Origin of the sequence: Lysobacter sp. Root76 (assembly GCF_001428685.1) — a bacterium.
GTDB lineage: Bacteria > Pseudomonadota > Gammaproteobacteria > Xanthomonadales > Xanthomonadaceae > Lysobacter.
In genome coordinates this window covers 715030-735493 of record NZ_LMIK01000005.1, presented here as the reverse complement: position 1 = coordinate 735493, position 20464 = coordinate 715030, and the positions used below count along the sequence as shown (strand labels likewise).

Sequence of the window (20464 nt, the reverse complement as noted above, 5' to 3'; positions counted from 1 at the left end):
CGAGCCTGCCCCGACGAGCCCGCTCTACGAGCTGCACGACGCCCCGTATCGTTACTGGAAGTTTTCCGATGTCCCTCGAAAGCGGCACCATACCGACCTCTCCGATCTTCGGACGCATGACCTGGGACGCCGTGCCCATGCTGCACGAGCCGATCGTCGCCGCGACCTTCATCGGCACGGTTCTGATCGGCCTGGCCCTGTTCGCGGCGATCACCAAGTACCGGCTGTGGGGCTACTTGTGGAAGGAGTGGTTCACCAGCATCGATCACAAGAAGATCGGCATCATGTACATGGTGCTGGGCCTGGTGATGCTGCTGCGCGGCTTCGCCGATGCATTGATGATGCGCCTGCAGCAGGCGATGGCTTTCGGCGACAACCTCGGCTACCTACCCCCTCACCACTACGACCAGATCTTCACCGCGCACGGCGTGATCATGATCTTCTTCGTGGCCATGCCCCTGGTCACGGGCCTGATGAACTACCTGGTGCCGCTGCAGATCGGCGCGCGCGACGTCGCTTTCCCGTTCCTGAATAACTTCAGCTTCTGGATGACCGTCAGCGGCGCCGTGCTGGTGATGATGTCGCTGTTCTTCGGCGAGTTCGCCGCCACCGGCTGGCTGGCCTACCCGCCGCTGTCCGGGGTCGCCTTCAGTCCAGGGGTCGGCGTCGACTACTACATATGGGCGCTGCAGATAGCCGGTGTCGGCACCCTTCTGTCGGGCGTGAACCTGCTGGTGACCATCATCAAGATGCGCGCACCCGGCATGGGTCTGATGAAGATGCCGGTGTTCACCTGGACCTCGCTGTGCACCAACGTGCTGATCGTGGTGTCGTTCCCGGTGCTGACCGCCGTGCTCGCGCTGCTCGGCCTGGACCGCTACGCCGGCACCAACTTCTTCACCAGCGACCTCGGCGGCAACGCCATGATGTTCGTGAACCTGATCTGGATCTGGGGCCACCCGGAGGTCTACATCCTGATCCTGCCGTTGTTCGGCGTGTTCTCGGAGATCGTGTCCACTTATTCCGGCAAACGTCTGTTCGGCTACTCCTCGATGGTCTACGCGACCGTCTGCATCACCGTGCTCTCGTACCTGGTGTGGCTGCACCACTTCTTCACCATGGGCTCCGGCGCCAGCGTCAACTCGTTCTTCGGCATCACCACGATGATCATCTCGATCCCGACGGGCGCGAAGATCTTCAACTGGCTGTTCACCATGTACCGCGGCCGCATCCGCTTCGAAGTGCCGATGCTGTGGACCATGGGCTTCATGGTGACCTTCGTGGTCGGCGGCATGACCGGCGTGCTGCTCGCGGTGCCGCCGGCGGATTTCGTGCTGCACAACAGCCTGTTCCTGGTCGCGCACTTCCACAACGTGATCATCGGCGGCGTGGTGTTCGGCCTGTTCGCGGCGATGACCCACTGGTTCCCCAAGGCTTTCGGTTTCAAGCTCGACGACTTCTGGGGCAAGGTCTCGTTCTGGTTCTGGCTGGCCGGCTACTGGTTCGCGTTCACTCCGCTGTACGTGCTGGGCCTGATGGGCGTGACCCGCCGCATGAGCCACTTCGACGACCCCTCGCTGCAGATCTGGTTCCAGATCGCCGCGTTCGGCGCGGTCCTGGTCGCCATCGGCATCGCCGCGTTCCTGATCTGCATCTACGTCAGCTTCCGCAAGCGCGAGCAGCTGCGCGACCTCACCGGCGACCCCTGGAACGCCCGCACCCTGGAGTGGTCGACCTCCTCGCCGCCGCCGGAGTACAACTTCGCGTTCACCCCGGTGGTGCACGACAACGACGCCTGGTGGGACATGAAGCAGCGCGGCTTCCAGCGCCCGACCTCCGGCTTCCTCGCCGTGCACATGCCCAGGAACACGCCCGCGGGCGTGGTGCTGGCAGCCCTGAGCACCGCCTGCGGTTTCGCCCTGATCTGGCACGTGTGGTGGCTGGCCGCCGCATCGCTGCTGGGGATCGTGGCCTACGCGATCTACAACAGCTTCGATTACGACCGCGACTACCACATCCCCGCCGAAACGGTCGCCGCGACCGAACAGGCGCGCAGCGCCCAGCTGAAGGCTTCCCATGTCTGAGTCCATCGCCCTGACCCGCGAGGATGGTTCGCCCGTGTTCCTCGACACGACCGGGCACCACCATCCTCAGAACGGAACGCTGTTCGGCTTCTGGCTGTACCTGCTCAGCGACCTGATGATCTTCGCCTGCCTGTTCGCCACCTACGGCGTGCTGGGGCGCAGCTACGCCGCCGGCCCTTCCGGCGCCGATCTGTTCGAGCTGCCGCTGGTCGCGCTCAACACCGCGATCCTGCTGCTGTCGTCGATCACGTATGGCTTCGCGATGATCGCGATGCAGAAGCGCAACAAGACCGGCATGATCCGCTGGCTGGTGCTGACCGGCCTGCTCGGCCTGGGCTTCCTGTCCGTCGAAATCTACGAGTTCGCCCACCTGATCCACCTGGGCGCCGGCCCGCAGCGCAGCGCCTTCCTGTCGTCGTTCTTCGCCCTGGTCGGCACCCACGGTCTGCACGTGCTATTCGGCGTGATCTGGCTGACGGTGCTGTGCGTGCAGGTGCAGCGCCACGGCCTGACCCGCGCCAACAGCCGCCGCATCGCCTGCCTGTCGATGTTCTGGCATTTCCTCGACGTCGTCTGGATCGGCGTCTTCACCTTCGTTTACCTGATGGGAGTGCTGCCATGAGCCAGCACGAGACGCACGATCGCCACGACGACCAGCTCGAAGACGGCATCCCGCACGTTTCGGCGCGCGACTATCTCACCGGCTTCGTGCTGTCGGTGGTGCTGACCGCGATCCCGTTCGGCCTGATGATGGGCAAGGTGATTCCGAGCCCGGGCCTGGTCGCCGTCGTGCTGCTGGCGTTCGCCGCCGTGCAGGTGGTGGTGCACATGGTCTACTTCCTGCACATGAACACCCGCTCGGAAGGCGGCTGGAACGTGCTGGCGCTGATCTTCACCGTGGTGTTGGTGGTGATCGTGCTGTCGGGTTCGCTGTGGGTGATGCACCACATGAACTCGAACATGATGCCGGGCCTGCACGACATGCAGGAAATGATCAAGAACGCGCCGTGAGCGATCGGCGGCACGCAGCGGTCGAGCAGGCAAGCGGCCGTCGTCCGCTGCTGCTGGCCGTGTTCGCTTCCTCGCTGCTCGTGGCTTGCGCGGGCTTCCTGGCGCTGGGCGGGTGGCAGGTCCAGCGCATGGCCTGGAAGCACGATCTGATCGCGCGCGTCGAAGCGCGCCTCACGGCCCCGCCCGCCGCTCCACCCGCGCGCGAACAGTGGGCCGCGGTCACCGAAGAACGCGACGGCTACCGCCGGGTGCGCCTGTCCGGGCGCTTCCTGCCCGCGCTGGAAACGCGTAGCCAGGCCGTCACCGAGCTGGGCGCGGGCGCCTGGGTGCTGGTCCCGCTGCGCACCGACGAAGGCGACTACGTGCTGGTGAACCGCGGCTTCGTGCCCGCGCAGGAGCAAGCCTCAGTGCCGCCCGCCGGCCAGGTGCAGGTCGAGGGCCTGCTGCGCATGAGCGAACCCAAGGGCGGCTTCCTGCGCAGCAACGATCCGGCCCACGAGCGCTGGTACTCGCGCGACGTCGCCGCGATCGCGCGCGCGCGCAAGCTGCCCGGCGACGCGGTCGCGCCCTACTTCGTCGATGCCGTGCGCGGCCCGGCCGACCCCGCTTGGCCGCGCGGCGGCCTGACCGTGGTGAAGTTCCGCGACCACCACCTGTCCTATGCGCTGACCTGGTTCGGCCTGGCCGCGCTGAGCCTGGTCGCGGGCTACCTTCTGTTCGCTTCGGAGCGTCGTTTGCGGCAAGATCGTGCGCAGCGAGGAGGCTCCCCCGATCATGCAAGCCCGATCCAGAGTCCTTGAGGCCGCCGCGGACACCGCGCTTCGCAGCCTCGGCGTGAACGGCGCCCAGGACCGCACCGGCCTGCGCAACATGCAGCAGTTGATCCAGTTGCGCTGGATCGCGGTGGTCGGCCAGGTCGTCACCATCTTCGTCGTCCACTACGGCATCGGCATCGCCCTGCCGCTGGGCACGATGTGCGCGGTGCTGGCGGCGCTGGTCGCGTTCAATCTCGGCAGCCAGCAGTGGTGGAAGCGGCGTGCGCACGTTTCCAACCTCGCCCTGCTGGTCGGTCTGCTGGTCGACGTGATCTCGCTGAGCATCCAGCTCTATCTCAGCGGCGGCATCACCAACCCCTTCGTCTTTCTCTATCTGTTGCAGGTGGCGCTGGGCACCGTCCTGCTGCGCTCCCCGGCCAACTGGATCCTCGCCGCCGCGGCCGGAGTGTGCTTCACCGCTCTGGCGGTGTTGCCGACGCCGCTGCACATCGCGGCCGATCCCGGCAACGGCCTGGCCGACCACTACGTGCAGGGCCTGCTGATCTGCTTCCTGCTGGTGGCGGCGCTGCTGGTGGTATTCATCACCCGCATCGGCCGCATCCTGCGCGAGCGCGACGCGCGCCTGGCAGAACTGCGACAGCGCGCCGCCGAGGAAGAGCACATCGTGCGCATGGGCCTGCTCGCATCCGGCGCCGCGCACGAACTCGGAACGCCGCTGTCGACGCTGTCGGTCATCCTCGGCGACTGGCAGCACCTGCCCAGCATCGCCTCGGAAACCGAACTGCACCACGACGTGGCCGAAATGCTGGCGCAGGTCGCGCGCTGCAAGTCCATCGTCACCAACATCCTGCTGTCCGCCGGCGAAACCCGCGGCGAGTCGCCGGTCGAAACCACCCTGCATGAACTGCTCGACGACCTCGCCGACGAATGGCGCGCGGCGCGCACGCCGGCCGCGTTCGAATACCAACGGCGCTGCGAGGACGACCCCAGCATCGTCTCCGACGAGGGCCTGCGGCAGATGGTGTTCAACGTGCTCGACAACGCGCTGGAGGCCTCGCCCGCCTGGGTGGCGCTGGACGCGGATTGCCGCGACGGCGAACTCGTCATCCAGGTCAGCGACGCAGGCCCGGGCTTCTCCGCCGACGTCCTCGAACGCCTGGGCACGCCCTACAACAGCAGCAAGGGTCGTCCCGGCGGCGGCCTGGGCCTGTTCCTTTCGGTCAATGTCGCCCGTACCCTGGGCGGCAGGCTCACGGCACGCAACCAGCCGCAGGGCGGCGCGGTGGTCACCGTGACGCTCCCGCTGTCGGCCATTGCCCTCGAGGAGCACGGCGATGACGAATGAACGCAGGCTGCTGATCGTCGAAGACGACACCACCTTCGCCCGCACCCTGGTGCGCTCGTTCGAACGGCGCGGTTATCTGGTGCGCCACCTGCCCGGCGAGGCGGGCCTGCCGGGCCTGCTGGAGGAATTCCCGCCCACCCACGCCGTGGTCGATCTCAAGCTGGCCGCCAACGCCTCCGGCCTGTCCTGCGTCAAGCACCTGCATGCGTTCGATCCCGACATGCTGATCGTGGTGCTGACCGGCTACGCCAGCATCGCCACCGCGGTCGAGGCGATCAAGCTGGGCGCGCGCCACTACCTGGCCAAGCCTTCCAACACCGACGACATCGAGGCCGCGTTCCAACGCGCCACCGGCGATGCCGAGGTCGAGCTCACCGGCCGCACGACCTCGATCAAGACCCTGGAGTGGGAACACATCCACGAGGTCCTCGCCGAAAGCGACTTCAACATCTCCGAGGCTGCACGCCGGCTCGGACTGCATCGGCGCACCCTGGCGCGCAAGCTGGAGAAGCGGCGCATCAAGTAGGCGCGGCGTAGCGGCCAGCCCGGACAAGAACCCGAACGACGCGCGGTTCGACCTGTATCGACGCCTCTTGGCGCGCGAGCTGGACGAGCGGCGGCTCAGGCGATCACGCTGTACGGCACGCCTGCGGCCTCATCGTTCGACTCCTGGGATTGAACGTGCGGCCGGAGCGGCTGGTGCCGGCCACAGCACGGCCCTAAGGTCTGTGTCGGCGGTATCGATGCCGCAAGCCTTCAGGAACGCCATGACCGTCGCGACCGTCCACGCCAGCTCCCAGTCCACGCCCTACGCGGTGACCTTCCTCGACGACGGCGGCCACCGCTGGCAGGCCGATGAGCCGGCCGACCTGGGCGGCGGCGACACCGCGCCCACGCCCGAGCGCCTGCTGCTGTCCAGCCTGGGCGCCTGCACCGCCATCACCGTGCGCATGTACGCCACGCGCAAGCAGTGGCCGCTAGCCGGAGTCGAGGTCGCCCTGCGCTTCAACCCCGACGGCAAGCCGGCCGCGGGCACCGACATCGAACGCAGGATCACCCTGCAAGGCGAACTGTCGGACGAACAACGCGAGCGCCTGCTGCAGATCGCCCAATTGCCCAGACTTATCCGCCTTCATGTAGAACGTCGCCAGCGCGTTGGCTGCCTCGCCAGAACCGGCATATGCGGCCGCCTTATAGACGGGACTGTTGCCGAACGCCTCGCCCTGTAGCGCCCAGGTCCAGATGGCGACGTCGCGGGTGCGGTCGATGACGGCACGGAGGCTGCCCAGGTGGTCGGGCTCGATGTAGTGCAGTTTCTGGTTGGCGCCGGCGCCGGCGAGCAGGCCGACGGGAAGGTCGTCGAGCCAGATCGCTTGCTGCAGGACGGCGCCGTTGTGGTCGTAGTCGCCCAGCCAGCGGCCGGATTCGTCGTAGACGGTGTAGGTGTGAACGTCCGGCGTGCCGCCGCTGCCGTCGGGGTTGCCGGTCGTGCCCGGGATGGTCGATACCACGCGCTCGCCCAGGGCGTTGTAGGTATAGCTGCGCACGATGGCGCCGCCCTGCTGGACGCTGCTCATGCGGTCGTCTTCGGCGTAATTGAACTGCTTCGCCGAACCGCCAATGGCGGTGGTGTTGCCGACGCCGTCGTAGGTCCGTGCGATGCCGCCGGCCGAACTCAGGCGATGGCTGCTGCCGGGATAGGTGAACGCGGTGGTGATGCCGCCGTGCAGCAGGCTGGTGCGGTTGCCGGTGGCGTCGTAGGTGTAGCCCTGCNCCGTGCGATGCCGCCGGCCGAACTCAGGCGATGGCTGCTGCCGGGATAGGTGAACGCGGTGGTGATGCCGCCGTGCAGCAGGCTGGTGCGGTTGCCGGTGGCGTCGTAGGTGTAGGTCTCGATCGGGATGCCGCTGCTGTCGCGCAGGATGGTCAGGCGGCCGAGGTTGTCGTAGTCGTAGCGCGACAGAAACGCGCTCTGCAGGCCGTCCTTCAACTCGGTCAGCTGGCCGGCGGCGTCATAGCCGTAATGCAACGACAGGCCGCCGCTGGCGTTGTCCTGGATGGTGGCAGGTCGATAGTCGAGATCGTGCTGGCGCGACAGGCTGCGGCCGTTGCCGTAGGTCCAGCCGACCGCAGGGCCGAAATGTGGGTGTCCTCATTTAGCGCTCATTTAGCGTCACCCTATCCGCTGAGATTCCCGGAACAGCGGGACAGCATGAAACAAAAAAAGGCCGAAAGCCTTGATTGGCTTCCGACCCTTTCTGAGCCGTCCTGAGGCAGATGTATGGTGCCCCCGAAAAAAAATGGGCGCAGCAAGGCTGATTTTGCGCAGGATTCGGGCTCCCGCAACGCATCAATGTCCCAGATGCGCTCCTAATCCCAAGCGGGCTCGGCCCGAATGACTTGTTGGACCAGGCCTGAGCTCTGCGACCAGTAGCCACGCCCTATCGCCTCGATACAGCCAGAAAAATCTGATCTGGATGTCAGGCACTGCGGAACTGCGGGTGTCCCGTCTCGATCGTCGCCCCACTTTGCTCGTTATGTCAGATCTGAGAACCGCTGATCACCGCAAGCACAGCGAAAACCAAAGAAACCACCATTACAAGGACTAAGGACAACCATTCCCATCCACTCAGCGTTGAAACAGGAAAATTGAAAGGACTTAACCCTGTTCGTCCTGACAAGCCTCGCCGCTTCGCATTGAGATAAAAAACAGCATTGCCACCTACAACGGCTGTCGTCACAAAAAGAATAACGAATAGCCATTGCAGACCATTGAGACTGGAGATCGCAACTCCAACCTGATCCAATATTGAAAAGCTCACTATGCTCCCTCCATATATACGCCTATCAACGCGCCCCAGCTCGCGCCCTTATATAACGGATTATTGCATTGGGGGACAAGGTCCAGGTGGTTGTCTTTGAAGCAGAAAGTCCCGCGCCAGGCCCAACCGTGAAACTTGCACCATTCAACCCTTGATCATCGAAACTGAGGGCGGGAGAGATCTTGCCTGCATTAATATCCAAGCCCACTCCTTTTCCTTCGATATCTCGACAAACATAACCCAAGCCAGCACCGATGCCGACGTTACCCCCATAGGATTCACCTATGGAGAAGTAGACACCAGAATCAAGCAATGAATCGGTGTCCAGAACTTGACCAAAATTGATCTCGACACCAAGGCCCGCCGTCAAATCGATGTCGAGGGTGCTATATATGTCGTCGAGTCCATATTTGTCGGTGTGTGAAACCGGCCTGCCGCCGACATATCCAAACGTGTCTGTCCCAGCCTCTAGCCCAATCGGATCCGACTGCACATACCGTCCACTCCCCGCATCGTAATCCCGGAAGTAGTTGTAGTTCAGCCCCGTCGCCGCGTCGTAGCGCTGGCCCGGGAAGCGCATATCGAACACGAAGTTCGTGCTGTCCAAATCCGGATCCTGATTCGGGGGACTGTTGCCGAACGCTTCGCCCTGTAGCGCCCAGGTCCAGATGGCGACGTCGCGGCTGCGATCGATGACAGCACGCGGGGTGCCCAGGTGGTCGGGCTCGATGTAGTGCAGTTTCTGGTTGGCGCCGGCGCCGGCCAGCAGACCGACGGGAAGGTCGTCGAGCCAGATCGCTTGCTGCAGGACGGCGCCGTTGTGGTCGTAGTCGCCCAGCCATTGGCCGGATTCGTCGTAGATCGTTTGGGTGTCCGTTCCGCCGGTGAACACTTGAGTAGCGCGCACGCGCTCGCCGAAGCCGTTGTACTGATAAACCGCCTGAGTTAGCCCGCCGACGTCGATCTGGGTTAGACGGTTGAGACGGCCGTAGACGAAGGTCTTGCCATTCATGCCCGTGGTATTGCCCGCAACACTGTAGCCGCGCGCGGCACCCCCCATAGCGCTGAGCTGATGGCTGCTGGACGGGTAGGTGTAACTGGTAGTTACGCCGCCGTGCAGCAGGCTGGTGCGGTTGCCGGTGGCGTCGTAGGCGTAGGTCTCGATCGGCACCGCGCTGGGGCCGTCGCGCAGGATGGTCAGGCGGCCCAGGTTGTCGTAGTCGTAACGGGCCAGGAAAGCGCTCTGCAGTCCGTCCTTCAACTCGGTCAGCTGGCCGGCGGCGTCATAGCCGTAGTGCAGCGACAGGCCGCCGCTGGCGTTGTCCTGGATCGTCTGGGCACGGTAGTCCAGGTTGTAGCTGCGCGACAAGGTGCGGCCGTTGCCGTAAGTCCGAGCATGCCCATCTAGCAATACCGAAATGCGCCCGATGAAATGCTAGTGCCTGGAGGGCAGGCCGAACAGTTGCGCTCCCTCGCCAAAAATATGCCAAACCGTGAAGTGGCTTCATTCCGACTCGAAAGGATCTGAACTCAGCTGACGTGAGTTGGCCGTTAACGCTTACACGCCTCCCTCTCCACATAATCCGCCACCGACCCCGGCGCCACCGGCGCCATGTCCTCGTCGGGTTTCGACTGCGCCATGGCGTCCAACGTGGCGCCGGCGCCCAAGAACTTCACGGTGTGATTGAGGCAGTCGTAGAAACGCTTGGCGTAGTGCGTGCCGCTGGGGCTGGTGCGCCGGGTGATGGCGGTGCGGCCGGGCCAGGTGCCGCCGATTTCCAGGATGTAGTGCTGGGCCTGGGTATCGCTGGGGATGGTGAGCGGCCAGTCGTAGGCGTGGGCGATGGCGGAGCACGCGAGCAGTGCCGCACCGAGGGTAAGACGTCGCATCGATCGCTCCTTTGGCTGACGCCTGAACTGGACGAAACGAAACGGGCGGTCACGCGCCGCGCTATTTGGCGTGGCTGGGGGCCGCTATGGGCTTCTGCTGCTCCGGCGCTTGGGTTCTTTGCTGCTCGGTGGTATCCACGCCGCGGCCGACCATGGTCTGCTCCACGCCCAGGTTGGTGCCGAAGGTTTGCGCGGTCTGCACGAACTGTTTGACGGGGCTCTCGCGCAGGGCCACGCGCAGGGGTTCGGCTTCGCGCCTGCCCACCTTCGACAGATCGAGGTCCGGCGGCAGGTCCGGCACTTGGAATCCCTGCTGCAACGCGTTGACGAAGGCGTATTGATAACGCGCGGTTTCGTTCAAGGGGACTTGGTTGCTGAAGCCTATGGTGCCGTACATGTGCAGCATGTTCTTGCTGAATAGCTGATCGCCGAGCGCTTGGGCCTCTTGGTCGGTGCGTTGCCCGGCGCCCCATTTGTCGTGGGTCTTGGCGGAGAAGTCGTTGCTTTGCTTCACCAGCATGGGCCGCTCTTTGTCGGGCATCCGCATGATGTCGCACACGTCCATGCCGGCCAGGCTGGTGAAGCTGTGCGGGTCGTTGAGCGACTGCAGGATGGCGGCGCGGTCGTCCTGCTGGAGCGTGCCGAAGCGCTGGCTGGCCTGCAGCAGGCCCGGCCGGTCTTTGTCCGGCAGGTCCATCAGCTGCTGCAGGGTCATGCCGCTCGCGTTGATGTAGTCCTGCGGTTGCTTGAGCGCGGCCACCAGGTCCTGGCGTTCGTTCTCGCTGAGGGCTTTCAATTTTTGCTGACCGGCGGCATCCAGCGCGAAGCGCGGGTCGGCGTGATCGAACGGCAACGCGGCAGCGGCGGGTGGCGGCGCGGGTGGCGGCGCGGCCTGCACCGGCGGCACGGCGGCCTGATGGGGCTGCGCCTGTTGCGGCTGTTGCGGGGCGCCGGGCGCGGGCGGTTGGGCCGGCGGCGGGTCGTTACGGAAGAACTCCACGAATCGCTTGAACATTCCACTTCCTCCCTGAAGGGTGGATCGGCGTTTCATGCGTACTGCGCCTACCGGCGGACTCCGCTTGCCCCCGGGTCCGTTCGCAGCGGGCCGGGCCATCATACGCCCGGTTTCGGGGTGGGGTCAGGAGGTGGGCGGGGTGTCGTCCTCCGGGAATATCGGCCGCCTAAACGCAAATGCCCGGGCACCACCGATTGGGTCGGCGATGCCCGGGCGTCCCCGTGATTGCGGAGTTACCTCACCCGGTGCGGCTGCAGCCGGGCTGTTTCATCGGTTTACTTCGACAGGCGGCGATACGCCGGGTCGGCCAGCGGGTTGCTGGCGCGCTTGGCGTCGCGGCCGTATTCCAGGGCGCCGCTGGTGCTGGCCAGGAACGGGCTGTCCTTGGCGGGCACGTACTCGGCGACCACGCGCTGGCCGGCGATGGCGTCGGGCGACACGGACCAGCTGGCGCGACCGGCCTTGTCCAGCCTGACGCCTTCGGCGATGTCCTTGCCGTCGATCAGCAGGCGCACGCCGCCGGTGGGCACTTCCTGGCCGCGGGCCAGACGCGCGACGGTGGCGGTCAGGATCAGGCTGTCGCCCTTGCTGTTGGCGCCCAGCGAGGTCTTGGTGCCGCCCAGTTGCACGTCCTGACTGACCTGGGCGCTCTTGGCGAAGATCTCATCGCCGGTGGTGCCGACGTCGAACTCGCAATCGCCGCGGATCTGGCGGTCTTGCAGCGGTTCGCAGACGCGGCGCGCCAGCTCGACGTTTTCGGGCTTCATCGGCGGGATCTTGTCTTCCGGGAAGGGATCCTTGCGGTAGTTGCCGGTCGAGTCTTCCTTGGCGTAGTCGAACAGCGAGGTCTTGTCGGTGACGCGCCACGAATCGACGAAGCCCGGGCGGTTCCATTCGTTGGCCGTCAGCACGCCCATGATGCCTTCGGTGGCGGGCGTGTGGTACGCACGCACGTTGATGTACCACTGGCTCTGGTTGGACCACCAGTTGGAGGTAGCGATCAGCGTGGTGCCGTCGGGGAAGTCGATCTGGAGGCCGTCGCTGCCGTACTTGCTGACGCGGCCGCCGACGCCGAGGGCGATGCCGCCCGGGCCGGGACTGACCAGCGCGCCGTTGACGCGCAGCTGCAGGCCGGTGGGGTCCGGCACGCCGCTGAGGTTGGGCACCCAGGTGACGCGGTAGCTGCCCACGCGCGCGGCGATGGCGGTGTTGACGCTGACCCACGGCGCGCTGGGGACGACGGTCTGGCGGGTCTGGACTTCCATGCCCATGTTGCCGAGCAGGGCGACGAACTCACCGCCGGGCTGGAAGTCGTAGTGCAGGCCGTTGACGGTGGTGATGTGTGGGTCGCCGTCGTTGAAGCCGTCGTTGAGCGAGCCGTAGTGCAGTTGCTCGTTCGGCGAACCGGCGCCGGGGTTGATGACGCCGGGCCACAGCGGCGTGGCGGCGGTGTTGTCGGCGTTGTGGATCGCGGCCCAGACCGCCGCCGGCGTCGCTGCCGGGTGGATCTGCAGGTAGCGCGCGGCCACGCCGGCCACGTGCGGCGACGCCATCGAGGTACCCGACATGACCATGGTCGCGGCGTCGTTGGCGATGCCCGCCGACAAGGTGTTCACGCCCGGTGCGAACAGGTCGACGCAGGTGCCCCAGTTGGAGAAGCTGGCGCGGGTGTCGCTGGTCGGGTTGATAGCACCCACCGTGATGGCCGCGGGTGCGCGCGCCGGCGAGATGTTGCAGGCGTCGCCGTTGTTGTTGCCGGCGGCGACGGCGTAGGTGACGCCGGAGGCGACCGAGTTGGCGATCGCGGTGTCCAGGGTCGGGCTGGGCGAGAAGCCGGAGCTGAGGTTGGCGACCGCGGGCAGCACGCGGTTGGCCGTCACCCAATCCACCGCCGCGATGACCGGCGCCAGGTAGGTGTTGGCGCAGTCGCCGGCGCGCACCGGATGCAGCAGCGCTTGTTTGGCGATGCCGAAGGTGGTGCCGCCGATGGTGCCGGCGACGTGGGTGCCGTGACCGTGGCAGTCGCCGGTGCCGGCGGCGAGGTTCATGGTGTTGGTGCCGCCGGAGACGCGGCCGACCATTTCGTTGTGGGTCGGGCGGATGCCGGTGTCGATCACGTACACATGCACGTTGTTGCCGGTTTCGCTGTAGGTGTAGCGCAGGTCCAGCGGCAGCAGGCGTTCGCTGGTGCGGTCCAGGCCGGCCGGCGGATTGTTCTGGACGACGTTGAGATCGCCCACCTGGTCGACTTCGATGTAGGCGACGTCGGGCCGCTCGCGCAGGCTGCGCACGGCGTTGTCCGGCAGGGTCGCGCTGAAGCCGCGCAGCGCGGCGCTGTAGGTATAGCCGATCTTGCCGCCGAGCAGGCGTACGCGTTCCTGCGACGACTGCACGGTGGCCTTGGCCACTCCTTGTTTGAAGACCACGATGTACTGGCCCGGTATGCGCTTGGGCGCGTTCTCGTTGATCAGCGGCGCCAGTTGCGTCTGGGCCATCGCGCCCAGCGGCAGCATCGCGGCGAACAGACCGCAGGCGACCCAGGTGATGACTTTATTGCCTCGTCGTTGCGGCGTTATCCGTACGCGTCCGATGGGCTTGTCCATTGCTCTTTCCATGATCCTTTCTCCATGATGTTGCGATTCGCCTGGCGACAGGCGTCGATCGTCGCTACCCGACGATTCGGATAGGGACGACGCGGCCCGCCCTTCCGGGCAAGGGGCCGGTCTTGAATGCACAGCGGGGGTATTGGTCTGTCGACCCGATGCGTACTGCGGACGACATCGTCGGCGGAGCGACGATGGCACTACGATTGGCGCGGTTACTCGGCGCAAGCCTCCATGGCTGATGCACTGTCCCTGTGTAATCCAATCAACGCGGGAAGCGGCGGCGACAGGTCATCGCGGTGTTGCGCCCAGCGCTGCGATACCGACGCTCGGCGTGAGAGACGCCCCATTTAGTGCGTTAAGGCGCGCAGGCGGCCTTCAACCGATCGACGCGATGAACGCTTCGCTTCGGACGAAACCCTCGATCGCTCGCTGCCGGAATGCACACGGGAGACCCTGCGGCATGGTCGTTGCAGCGCAATGAACGTCATGCATCGGGTGAACTGTCGCTGCGACGCAGCCTTCACTTCGCACACACGAGGTCACACCGACTTCATTGCGCCCGTCGGACACTCCGCACAGAGGCTGCGGCCGTCTCGGCTTCGCTGCCTCGAAGGAGGCCGCCATGCTTCGCGTACTAGCCCTCGCACGCGCGACCGCGTACGCGCTGTCGCTGTTCGCCGTCGCCGGCTGCGGCGGGTCCGCCCGTCTGGCGGCCAAAGCCGACACCGGGCCGAACCCCACGCTGCCCGAACCGACGCGCTCGCTCGTTCCCACCGTCAAAGTGGCGAAGGCCGTCGGCTGGTCCGCCGGCGCGACGCCGACGCCGACGCCGGCGCCCGGGCTATCGGTCAACGCATTCGCGTCCGGGCTGGACCACCCGCGCTGGTTGTACGTGCTGCCCAACGGCGATGTGCTGGTCGCGGAAACCAACCGCCCGCCTACGCCCGACCCGCCGGCGAATCCGATCCGCGGCATGTTCATGAAATCGGCCTTCGCCAAGGCCGGCGCCGCGGCGCCCAGCGCGAACCGCATCACCCTGTTGCGCGATGCCGATGGCGACGGGGTGGCGGAGACCCGCAGCGTGTTCCTGCAGAACCTGATGTCGCCGTTCGGCATGGCCCTGGTCGGCGACGAGTTCTACGTAGCCAATGCCGACGCGATCGTGCATGCGCCGTACCGCAGCGGCGACACGCGCATCGACGCGACGCCGGCGAAGCTGACGGATCTGCCCGGCGCTCCGCGCAATCACCATTGGACCAAGAGCCTGCTCGCCAGCCGCGACGGCAGCAAGCTGTATGTCGGCGTCGGATCGAACAGCAACATCGGCGAGAACGGCATGGACATCGAAGCCGGCCGCGCCGCGATCCACGAGATCGACATCAAAACCGGCCAGGGGCGCATCTACGCCAGCGGCCTGCGCAATCCCGTCGGCCTGGCCTGGCAACCGCAGAGCGGCGCCCTGTGGGCGGTGGCGAACGAGCGCGACGAGCTGGGCAGCGACCTCGTGCCCGATTACCTCACCTCGGTACGCGACGGGGCGTTCTATGGCTGGCCGTACAGTTACTACGGCGCGCATGTCGATACCCGCGTGCAGCCGCAGGACCCGGCGCTGGTGGCCAAGGCGATCGCACCCGACTATGCGCTGGGCGCGCACGTCGCCGCGCTGGGCCTGGCGTTCTACGACGGCAAGCTGCTGCCTGAGCGCTACGCCAACGGCGCCTTCATCGGCCTGCACGGCTCGTGGAACCGCAAACCGCCCAGCGGCTACAAGCTGGCGTTCGTACCGTTCGCGAACGGCCGGCCCGCCGGCCCGATCGAGGACGTGCTCACCGGCTTTCTGGACGAACAGGGACAGGCGCGCGGACGTCCGGTCGGCGTCGTGGTCGACAAGCACGGTGCCGTGCTGGTGGCCGACGACGTCGGCAACGTGGTGTGGCGGGTGGTGCCGGCGCGTTGATGTTTTCGGGAATGCGTCGCCGGATCGGCTGCACCAGCGACGGTTCCGCACCGGTATCTCATCGACAACCACCCGGTTGTTTGCCCCCTAGAGGATCACGACCATGCTCCAGACCGCGACCATCCTGCTGGCGATCACCGCTTTGGGCGGACTGCTCATGGCGATCATCCGTTTCACCACCAAACAAAACCCGCCGGCCTGGCTGGCGATGCTGCATGGGCTGCTGGCCGCGTCGGGTTTGACGCTGCTGGTCTATGCCATCTGCACCTTGGCGGTCCCGCCGATGGCGACTCTGGCACTGGTGTTGTTCCTGCTGGCCGCCGCCGGCGGCGCGGTGATGAGCCTGGCGTACAAATGGCGGCAACGGCTGTTGCCGGCGTGGCTGGTCGCGGCCCACGCCTCCGCGGCGGTGGTTGCGTTTCTGTTGCTGTTCTTGGCGGCGTTCGGTCAAGCGTAGTCGCGTCTCGCCTGGTGGCCAGTGCCTACTACGTCCGGCACGCGCGCCCCATCATGGCCAGAGCGTTGCGTTCTTGGGAAACCCCGGGCGCTGGACACGGACGACGCAGAACCGTTGCCCCGTGGGCGCCTGCATGACGACCCAGCGCTCCAGGCGCTCGACTACCTGCGCGCCCAAGGTTTCCAAGCGGGCGACTTCGGCGGGGATGTCGTCGGTTTCGATATCCAGGTGCACCCGGCTCTCGTGGTCGACGCGCTGGATTTGCACGATGGGCTCGTCTTGCGGCGTTTCCAGCATGCGGTAATTGCCGCGCGTGCCCGGATGGTCCGGGTCCAAGGGACGGCCCAGGGCTTCGGCCCAGAACTTGGCCGCCTGGTCGATATCGGCAGTGTTGCAATCGATCAGCAACGCGCAGAGTCGGGAATGGTGCATGGCTTCTCTCCGACGGACATGAGGATGGCGCCTAAGCCAAGGTGGCCTGCGTAAGCGCCAGGAATCAGTGCAGGTGGACGGCCAGCCAAAGCGCGCCTTCCGACACGCGGCGCACGGTGTGGGGCGTGCCGGCGGGCAGGAACAGGTAATCGCCGGTACGCAGCTCGACTAGCGCGCCGGCCACTTCGAGCGTCGCCTCCCCTTGGATCATCGCCACCCACTCGTCCTGAGTCTGCACGTACTGCGTCGGCGTAATGTCCGCGGAGCTGACGATGCGCTCGATGACGAGGTTCTTGTGGCTGAGCAGCGCTTCGAAGCGCTCGCCTTGAACCGGCGGCTGCGCATCGGCGAACAGGTTTCCGGTTTGCATGCGGTGTCTCCGTGGCGCGATGAGTTAAGCCCGATCGCAAAGCAGCGCCGGCTGGGCGAACGCCTATGCGCCGCGCCGAGCGGGTTCGCTCTGGTGCAGGAACTTCGTGTAGAGGTCGCGGGGCGGGTCGATCGCGATGGACTTGAGCACTTCGCCGACGTTGCCGCGATGGTAGCCGCCGTGGGTGACGACGTGCAGCAGCATCTCTTCCCTGGACATCCGGCCGCGGTCGCCGTCGGTGAACTGGAAGTCCAGGACTTGCGCGGATTCGGACTCCGTAAGGCCGGAGACGTAGGCCAGGTACCAGGCATCCGTGGCTTGGACGTCGGCCTGGAGCTGTTGGAGGGTGGGCGTGTCTTGCGTGTTGGTCGCGTCGAACGGGCGCGACGCGGCGCTCAGGTGGGCGCGAAAAATACTGTCGGTGACATAAACGTGGTTGAGCGTGCGGATGCAGGTATGCAGCGGAGCGGCGTGCTCCGGCGGCACCGTGGCCAAGAGCGCGAACAGCTCGGCGTTGGCCCAGGCTTTGTAGCCGAACAGGGACTTCAAGGGGGCGGTGGTCATGGCGTGCGCTTGGTCGTGGGAGGCAACGGCTTCGACTGGCTTGAACCGGGGATTCGCAAGACGCTCTCGAATGGAAACGAATCGCATCGCTGGCGCCAGAACGCTCTGGTCCGGTGAGTTTATAGGGTGGCACGGGGCGGCAGGGTGTGACGCAAGCCGCGACTACGCCCTCTTCGGTTGGCTGCGCGGTCGCGGCTTATGCCGCTCCTACCCCAAAGCGCGGGATGGGCGTATCAGTCTTCGTTTGCGCCGTGCGCATCCTGTTCTGCCGCCTCTTTGCGCAGCCACTGACAGAAGGCTTCGACGGCCGGATGGGCCTGGGCGTCGTGCCGGCGCACGATCCAGAACGCATAGGCGTTGGCCAGCGCCGGGCCGAACGGTCGGACGAGGCGGCCGCGCTGCAGGTCTTCCTCGACCAGCGGGGCGACGCCCAGCGCGACACCGTGCCCGGCGACCGCGGCTTCCTGGGCCAGGTAGATGCTGGCGAAGACCGGGCCGCGGGAGGCATCCACGCGCTTCGTACCCGAGGCGTCCAGCCACGCACGCCAGTCCGGCACGCCGGGGCGGCCCGCGGCGCTTTCGTCGTGGAGCAGCGTGTGGTGGCTCAGATCGTCGGGGACCTTCAGCGACTGCTGTACGTCGCTCCGCAAAGCAGGGGCGCACACCGGAAACACCGGCGCGTCCATCAGCCGCTCGGCGTCGACGCCCGAGTAGCCGCCGGGCCCATAGCGGATGGCGACATCGACGCCGTCGCGGAAGAAATCGGTGGGCTCGTTGCCGGTTTCGATGCGCAGCTTGAGATCGGGGCAGTCGCGATGAAAGCGGTGCAGCCGCGGCGCGAGCCATTTCGCGGCGAAGGACTCCACGGTGCTGACGCGCAGGTGCGCGGCCTTCGGCGCGGTCGCACGGTTCAGCGCCAGATCGAGCTGTGCGAACACGTCGCTCAGGGATGCGGCCAGGGCCTCGCCCGCGGGCGTCAGTTCCACGGCGCGGTGGCCGCGACGGAACAACTCGACGCCCAGGTAGGCCTCGAGTCGTTTCACCTGATGACTGACCGCCGCCGGGGTGACGAACAACTGCGTGGCCGCGGCCTGGAAACTGAGGCAACGCGCGGCCGTTTCGAAGGCGCGCAGTGCATTGAGCGGCGCTGGGTGGCGGGGCTGCACGGTCGCTACGCCGGAGTGGAGGACCGGCTCATCCTATCAGGTTACTTTTCCTAACCCGACGACGAAAACATCTCGTTTGTCGCCACCGCCGGCGCTGGCAATGATGGCCGCATCGAAACGATGGGCGAGCGGCATGCGAGTCGAAGAGATAGTCCCCAATGTGCTGATGTTCGTCGGCGACGAGTACGAGTCCGTCGCCACGGCCTTCATCGACGGCGACGATGCCTTGCTGGTCGATGCGCTCGCCAGTTTGGACGACGCGCAATGGCTGCGGCGCGTGCTGTGCGAGGAGATGGGCAAGACCGTGCGCGCGGTGGCGGCGACCCACTATATGAGCGACCACCTCGCCGGCATGTCGCTGTTCCCGGATGCGTTGACGATCGCGCACCGCCACCATCGCCACGCCTTCCTGTCGCAGAACCGGCGGGTGGATGCCTTCTATCGCGAGCCGCGGCTCGTGTTCGACAGTGCTATGACGCTGCGATGGGGGCCGCACGAGCTGCGTTTCGTGCACAACCCTGGCAAGACCATGGACCACGTCAGCGTGGACGTGCCCAGCGCCGATCTGGTCTGCGCTGGCGACAACATCGTCGGCAACATCGTCTATTTGTCGAAGGCGGACCCTGCCCTGCTGCGCCAGGCCATCGTGCGGATGCGGCAGTTCGGCCGCGGCACGGTGATCGGCGGACACATGGGCCGGTTCCCGGCCGCGACGCTCGACCACGCGGTGCACTACCTGGACCGGCTGCAGGCGGCGGTCGTGGCCATCCGCGCCACGGCGGAACCGCAGGCGATCGACGCGCGTATCGCGGCGATCCACATCGAGGCCTGTCTGGCGCCGCAGGTCGAAGCGGTGGCTTTCGAACGCGAATGGCACCAGCGCAATCTGGAGGCGATCGTGGCTCAGTCGGTCTTTGCGCTGGACACGGCGCTGGCGTCGCGGGAGGCGTACGCATGAACGGCAAGCGGGAATTCCGCATCGGGCGCAGAGCCTTCCTGTCGGGTAGCGTCGGCATGGCCGCCGCGGCGCTGTTGCCGGGCGGCCGCGCGTTCGCCGCCGCTACGCAGGGGCTACGCATCCAGCGACTGGCGTGGGCGGGCATACGCCTACAGTTGCCGAACGCGACCCTGTTCATCGACCCGCTGACCGATCCGGAAGCATGGGGACCGGCGCTGAAGGACGCGCTGATCCCCGTCGACGATGCGATCGGCGACGCGGCGGTACTGATCACCCATGCGCATCCCGACCACTTCGATGCCAAAGCCGTGGCCGCAGCGCTCGCCAAGGGCGGCACCCTCGCCCATCTCGCCGGGATCAATCCATTGCCCGTGCCTGCGGGCGTTCGGGCCAGACCGAGCGAGCTGTGGGAACCGCAGCTGATCGGCGATTTCACCGCGACCCCGGTGCCGGCCTCGGACGGCTATGGCGATCCGCAGGTGTCCTGGGTGGTGTCGGCCGGCGGCCGGCGCATCTTCCATGGCGGCGACACGCTCTGGCACGGGCATTGGTGGCGCATCGGCCGCCAGTTCGGACCGTTCGACGCGGCCTTCCTGCCGGTCAACGGCGCACGCTTCGGATGGCGCAAGCCGGTCAGCGGCCAGCCTGGCGTGCTGACGCCGGAGCAGGCCGTGGCCGCCGCGACCATTCTGGGCGCGCGCGTGCTGGTGCCGATCCACTATGGGATTTCGGGAATGGAGGAGTACGTGGAAGTCGAGGATCCGATCGGGCGCTTACGCGGACTGGTGCAAGGGACTTCGATCCAGTTGCAGCCGATCGCGCCCGGGGGCTGGGTGGATTGGGGGCGGTGAGCGAATCCCCGGTCAACTTCATCAGCTGCCATATGCAGGAGCACTGCATCGGGAGCTGACGATCGAGGAATTGGCGGACGAGACCGGCGGTTCGCACTTTCACTTGAACCGTCTGTTTCACACCACCATCGGATTTCAGCTGGGTTGGCGCGCTGCGCGG

General features: G+C 66.3%; 21 protein-coding genes. 11 read left to right on the top strand and 10 right to left on the bottom strand.

Going from position 1 to position 20464, the window contains the following annotated elements; translation table 11 throughout:
* The first annotated feature begins 104 nt into the window (after positions 1-104).
* From cyoB to ASE10_RS19635, 7 genes are all read left to right on the top strand, one after another.
* The gene (gene cyoB, locus ASE10_RS10595) at positions 105-2084 is read left to right on the top strand and encodes a cytochrome o ubiquinol oxidase subunit I (protein ID WP_200944133.1); all 1980 of its coding nucleotides are present in this window, start codon (positions 105-107) and stop codon (positions 2082-2084) included.
* The gene (cyoC, locus tag ASE10_RS10590) at positions 2077-2706 is read left to right on the top strand and encodes a cytochrome o ubiquinol oxidase subunit III (RefSeq protein WP_055909320.1); all 630 of its coding nucleotides are present in this window, start codon (positions 2077-2079) and stop codon (positions 2704-2706) included. Before cyoB ends, cyoC begins: the two co-directional genes overlap by 8 nt.
* Complete coding sequence (cyoD, locus tag ASE10_RS10585; protein ID WP_055909322.1) at positions 2703-3095, top strand: cytochrome o ubiquinol oxidase subunit IV; 393 nt, start codon at positions 2703-2705, stop codon at positions 3093-3095. The genes cyoC and cyoD overlap by 4 nt, the downstream gene beginning before the upstream one ends.
* Positions 3092-3895: an SURF1 family protein gene (locus ASE10_RS10580; RefSeq protein WP_235567554.1), complete on the top strand. Its 804-nt coding sequence runs from the start codon at positions 3092-3094 to the stop codon at positions 3893-3895. The genes cyoD and ASE10_RS10580 overlap by 4 nt, the downstream gene beginning before the upstream one ends.
* Before the next feature lie 34 nt (positions 3896-3929).
* Entirely contained in the window at positions 3930-5216 is a 1287-nt protein-coding gene (locus ASE10_RS10575; protein WP_055909329.1) for an ATP-binding protein, read from the top strand.
* Entirely contained in the window at positions 5206-5742 is a 537-nt protein-coding gene (locus tag ASE10_RS10570) for a response regulator transcription factor (protein WP_056098471.1), read from the top strand. Before ASE10_RS10575 ends, ASE10_RS10570 begins: the two co-directional genes overlap by 11 nt.
* Before the next feature lie 217 nt (positions 5743-5959).
* Positions 5960-6445, top strand: coding sequence for an OsmC family protein (locus tag ASE10_RS19635; protein ID WP_343123446.1), 486 nt, complete (start codon positions 5960-5962; stop codon positions 6443-6445).
* Positions 6446-6990: 545 nt separating this feature from the next.
* On the opposite strand, the gene ASE10_RS21045 is transcribed toward ASE10_RS19635, so the two are convergent.
* From ASE10_RS21045 to ASE10_RS10540, 6 genes are all read right to left on the bottom strand, one after another.
* On the bottom strand, positions 6991-7245 hold a 255-nt coding region (locus tag ASE10_RS21045), incomplete at its 3' end, for an RHS repeat domain-containing protein (RefSeq protein WP_235567553.1).
* A gap of 511 nt (positions 7246-7756) precedes the next feature.
* The gene (locus ASE10_RS20145) at positions 7757-8038 is read right to left on the bottom strand and encodes a hypothetical protein (protein WP_157480839.1); all 282 of its coding nucleotides are present in this window, start codon (positions 8036-8038) and stop codon (positions 7757-7759) included.
* A 25-nt stretch (positions 8039-8063) separates the two neighbouring features.
* Positions 8064-9407, bottom strand: coding sequence for an RHS repeat-associated core domain-containing protein (locus ASE10_RS10555; RefSeq protein WP_055909351.1), 1344 nt, complete (start codon positions 9405-9407; stop codon positions 8064-8066).
* Positions 9408-9589: 182 nt separating this feature from the next.
* Positions 9590-9928 carry a hypothetical protein gene (locus tag ASE10_RS10550; RefSeq protein ID WP_055908437.1) on the bottom strand — a complete coding sequence of 113 codons (339 nt, stop codon included), beginning with the start codon at positions 9926-9928 and terminating at the stop codon, positions 9590-9592.
* A gap of 61 nt (positions 9929-9989) precedes the next feature.
* A complete protein-coding gene (locus tag ASE10_RS10545) occupies positions 9990-10943 on the bottom strand; it encodes a hypothetical protein (RefSeq protein WP_055908434.1) in 954 nt (317 codons plus the stop codon).
* 275 nt (positions 10944-11218) lie between these two features.
* Positions 11219-13546 carry a S8 family serine peptidase gene (locus tag ASE10_RS10540; RefSeq protein ID WP_055908430.1) on the bottom strand — a complete coding sequence of 776 codons (2328 nt, stop codon included), beginning with the start codon at positions 13544-13546 and terminating at the stop codon, positions 11219-11221.
* A 625-nt stretch (positions 13547-14171) separates the two neighbouring features.
* Here ASE10_RS10540 and ASE10_RS10535 point away from each other — a divergent pair.
* On the top strand, positions 14172-15506 hold the full coding sequence (locus ASE10_RS10535; RefSeq protein ID WP_056304834.1) for a sorbosone dehydrogenase family protein: 1335 nt from the start codon (positions 14172-14174) through the stop codon (positions 15504-15506).
* Positions 15507-15609: 103 nt separating this feature from the next.
* Complete coding sequence (locus ASE10_RS10530; RefSeq protein ID WP_055908423.1) at positions 15610-15963, top strand: hypothetical protein; 354 nt, start codon at positions 15610-15612, stop codon at positions 15961-15963.
* A gap of 51 nt (positions 15964-16014) precedes the next feature.
* On the opposite strand, the gene ASE10_RS10525 is transcribed toward ASE10_RS10530, so the two are convergent.
* The 4 genes from ASE10_RS10525 to gcvA all read right to left on the bottom strand — a co-directional run bounded on the left by ASE10_RS10525 (position 16015) and on the right by gcvA (position 18495).
* Positions 16015-16395 (bottom strand): VOC family protein, encoded by a 381-nt coding sequence (locus ASE10_RS10525; protein WP_056098090.1) that lies wholly within the window; start codon positions 16393-16395, stop codon positions 16015-16017.
* 64 nt (positions 16396-16459) lie between these two features.
* Positions 16460-16765, bottom strand: a complete 306-nt coding sequence (locus tag ASE10_RS10520) for a cupin domain-containing protein (RefSeq protein ID WP_055908417.1) — start codon at positions 16763-16765, stop codon at positions 16460-16462.
* 63 nt (positions 16766-16828) lie between these two features.
* Positions 16829-17329: a DinB family protein gene (locus ASE10_RS10515; RefSeq protein ID WP_055908414.1), complete on the bottom strand. Its 501-nt coding sequence runs from the start codon at positions 17327-17329 to the stop codon at positions 16829-16831.
* Between the two features lie 233 nt (positions 17330-17562).
* Positions 17563-18495: a transcriptional regulator GcvA gene (gene gcvA, locus ASE10_RS10510; protein WP_055908411.1), complete on the bottom strand. Its 933-nt coding sequence runs from the start codon at positions 18493-18495 to the stop codon at positions 17563-17565.
* A 100-nt stretch (positions 18496-18595) separates the two neighbouring features.
* Here gcvA and ASE10_RS10505 point away from each other — a divergent pair, with 100 nt between their 5' ends.
* The gene (locus ASE10_RS10505; protein WP_082559882.1) at positions 18596-19453 is read left to right on the top strand and encodes an MBL fold metallo-hydrolase; all 858 of its coding nucleotides are present in this window, start codon (positions 18596-18598) and stop codon (positions 19451-19453) included.
* The gene (locus ASE10_RS10500) at positions 19450-20304 is read left to right on the top strand and encodes an MBL fold metallo-hydrolase (RefSeq protein WP_055908405.1); all 855 of its coding nucleotides are present in this window, start codon (positions 19450-19452) and stop codon (positions 20302-20304) included. The genes ASE10_RS10505 and ASE10_RS10500 overlap by 4 nt, the downstream gene beginning before the upstream one ends.
* The last annotated feature ends 160 nt before the right edge of the window (positions 20305-20464 follow it).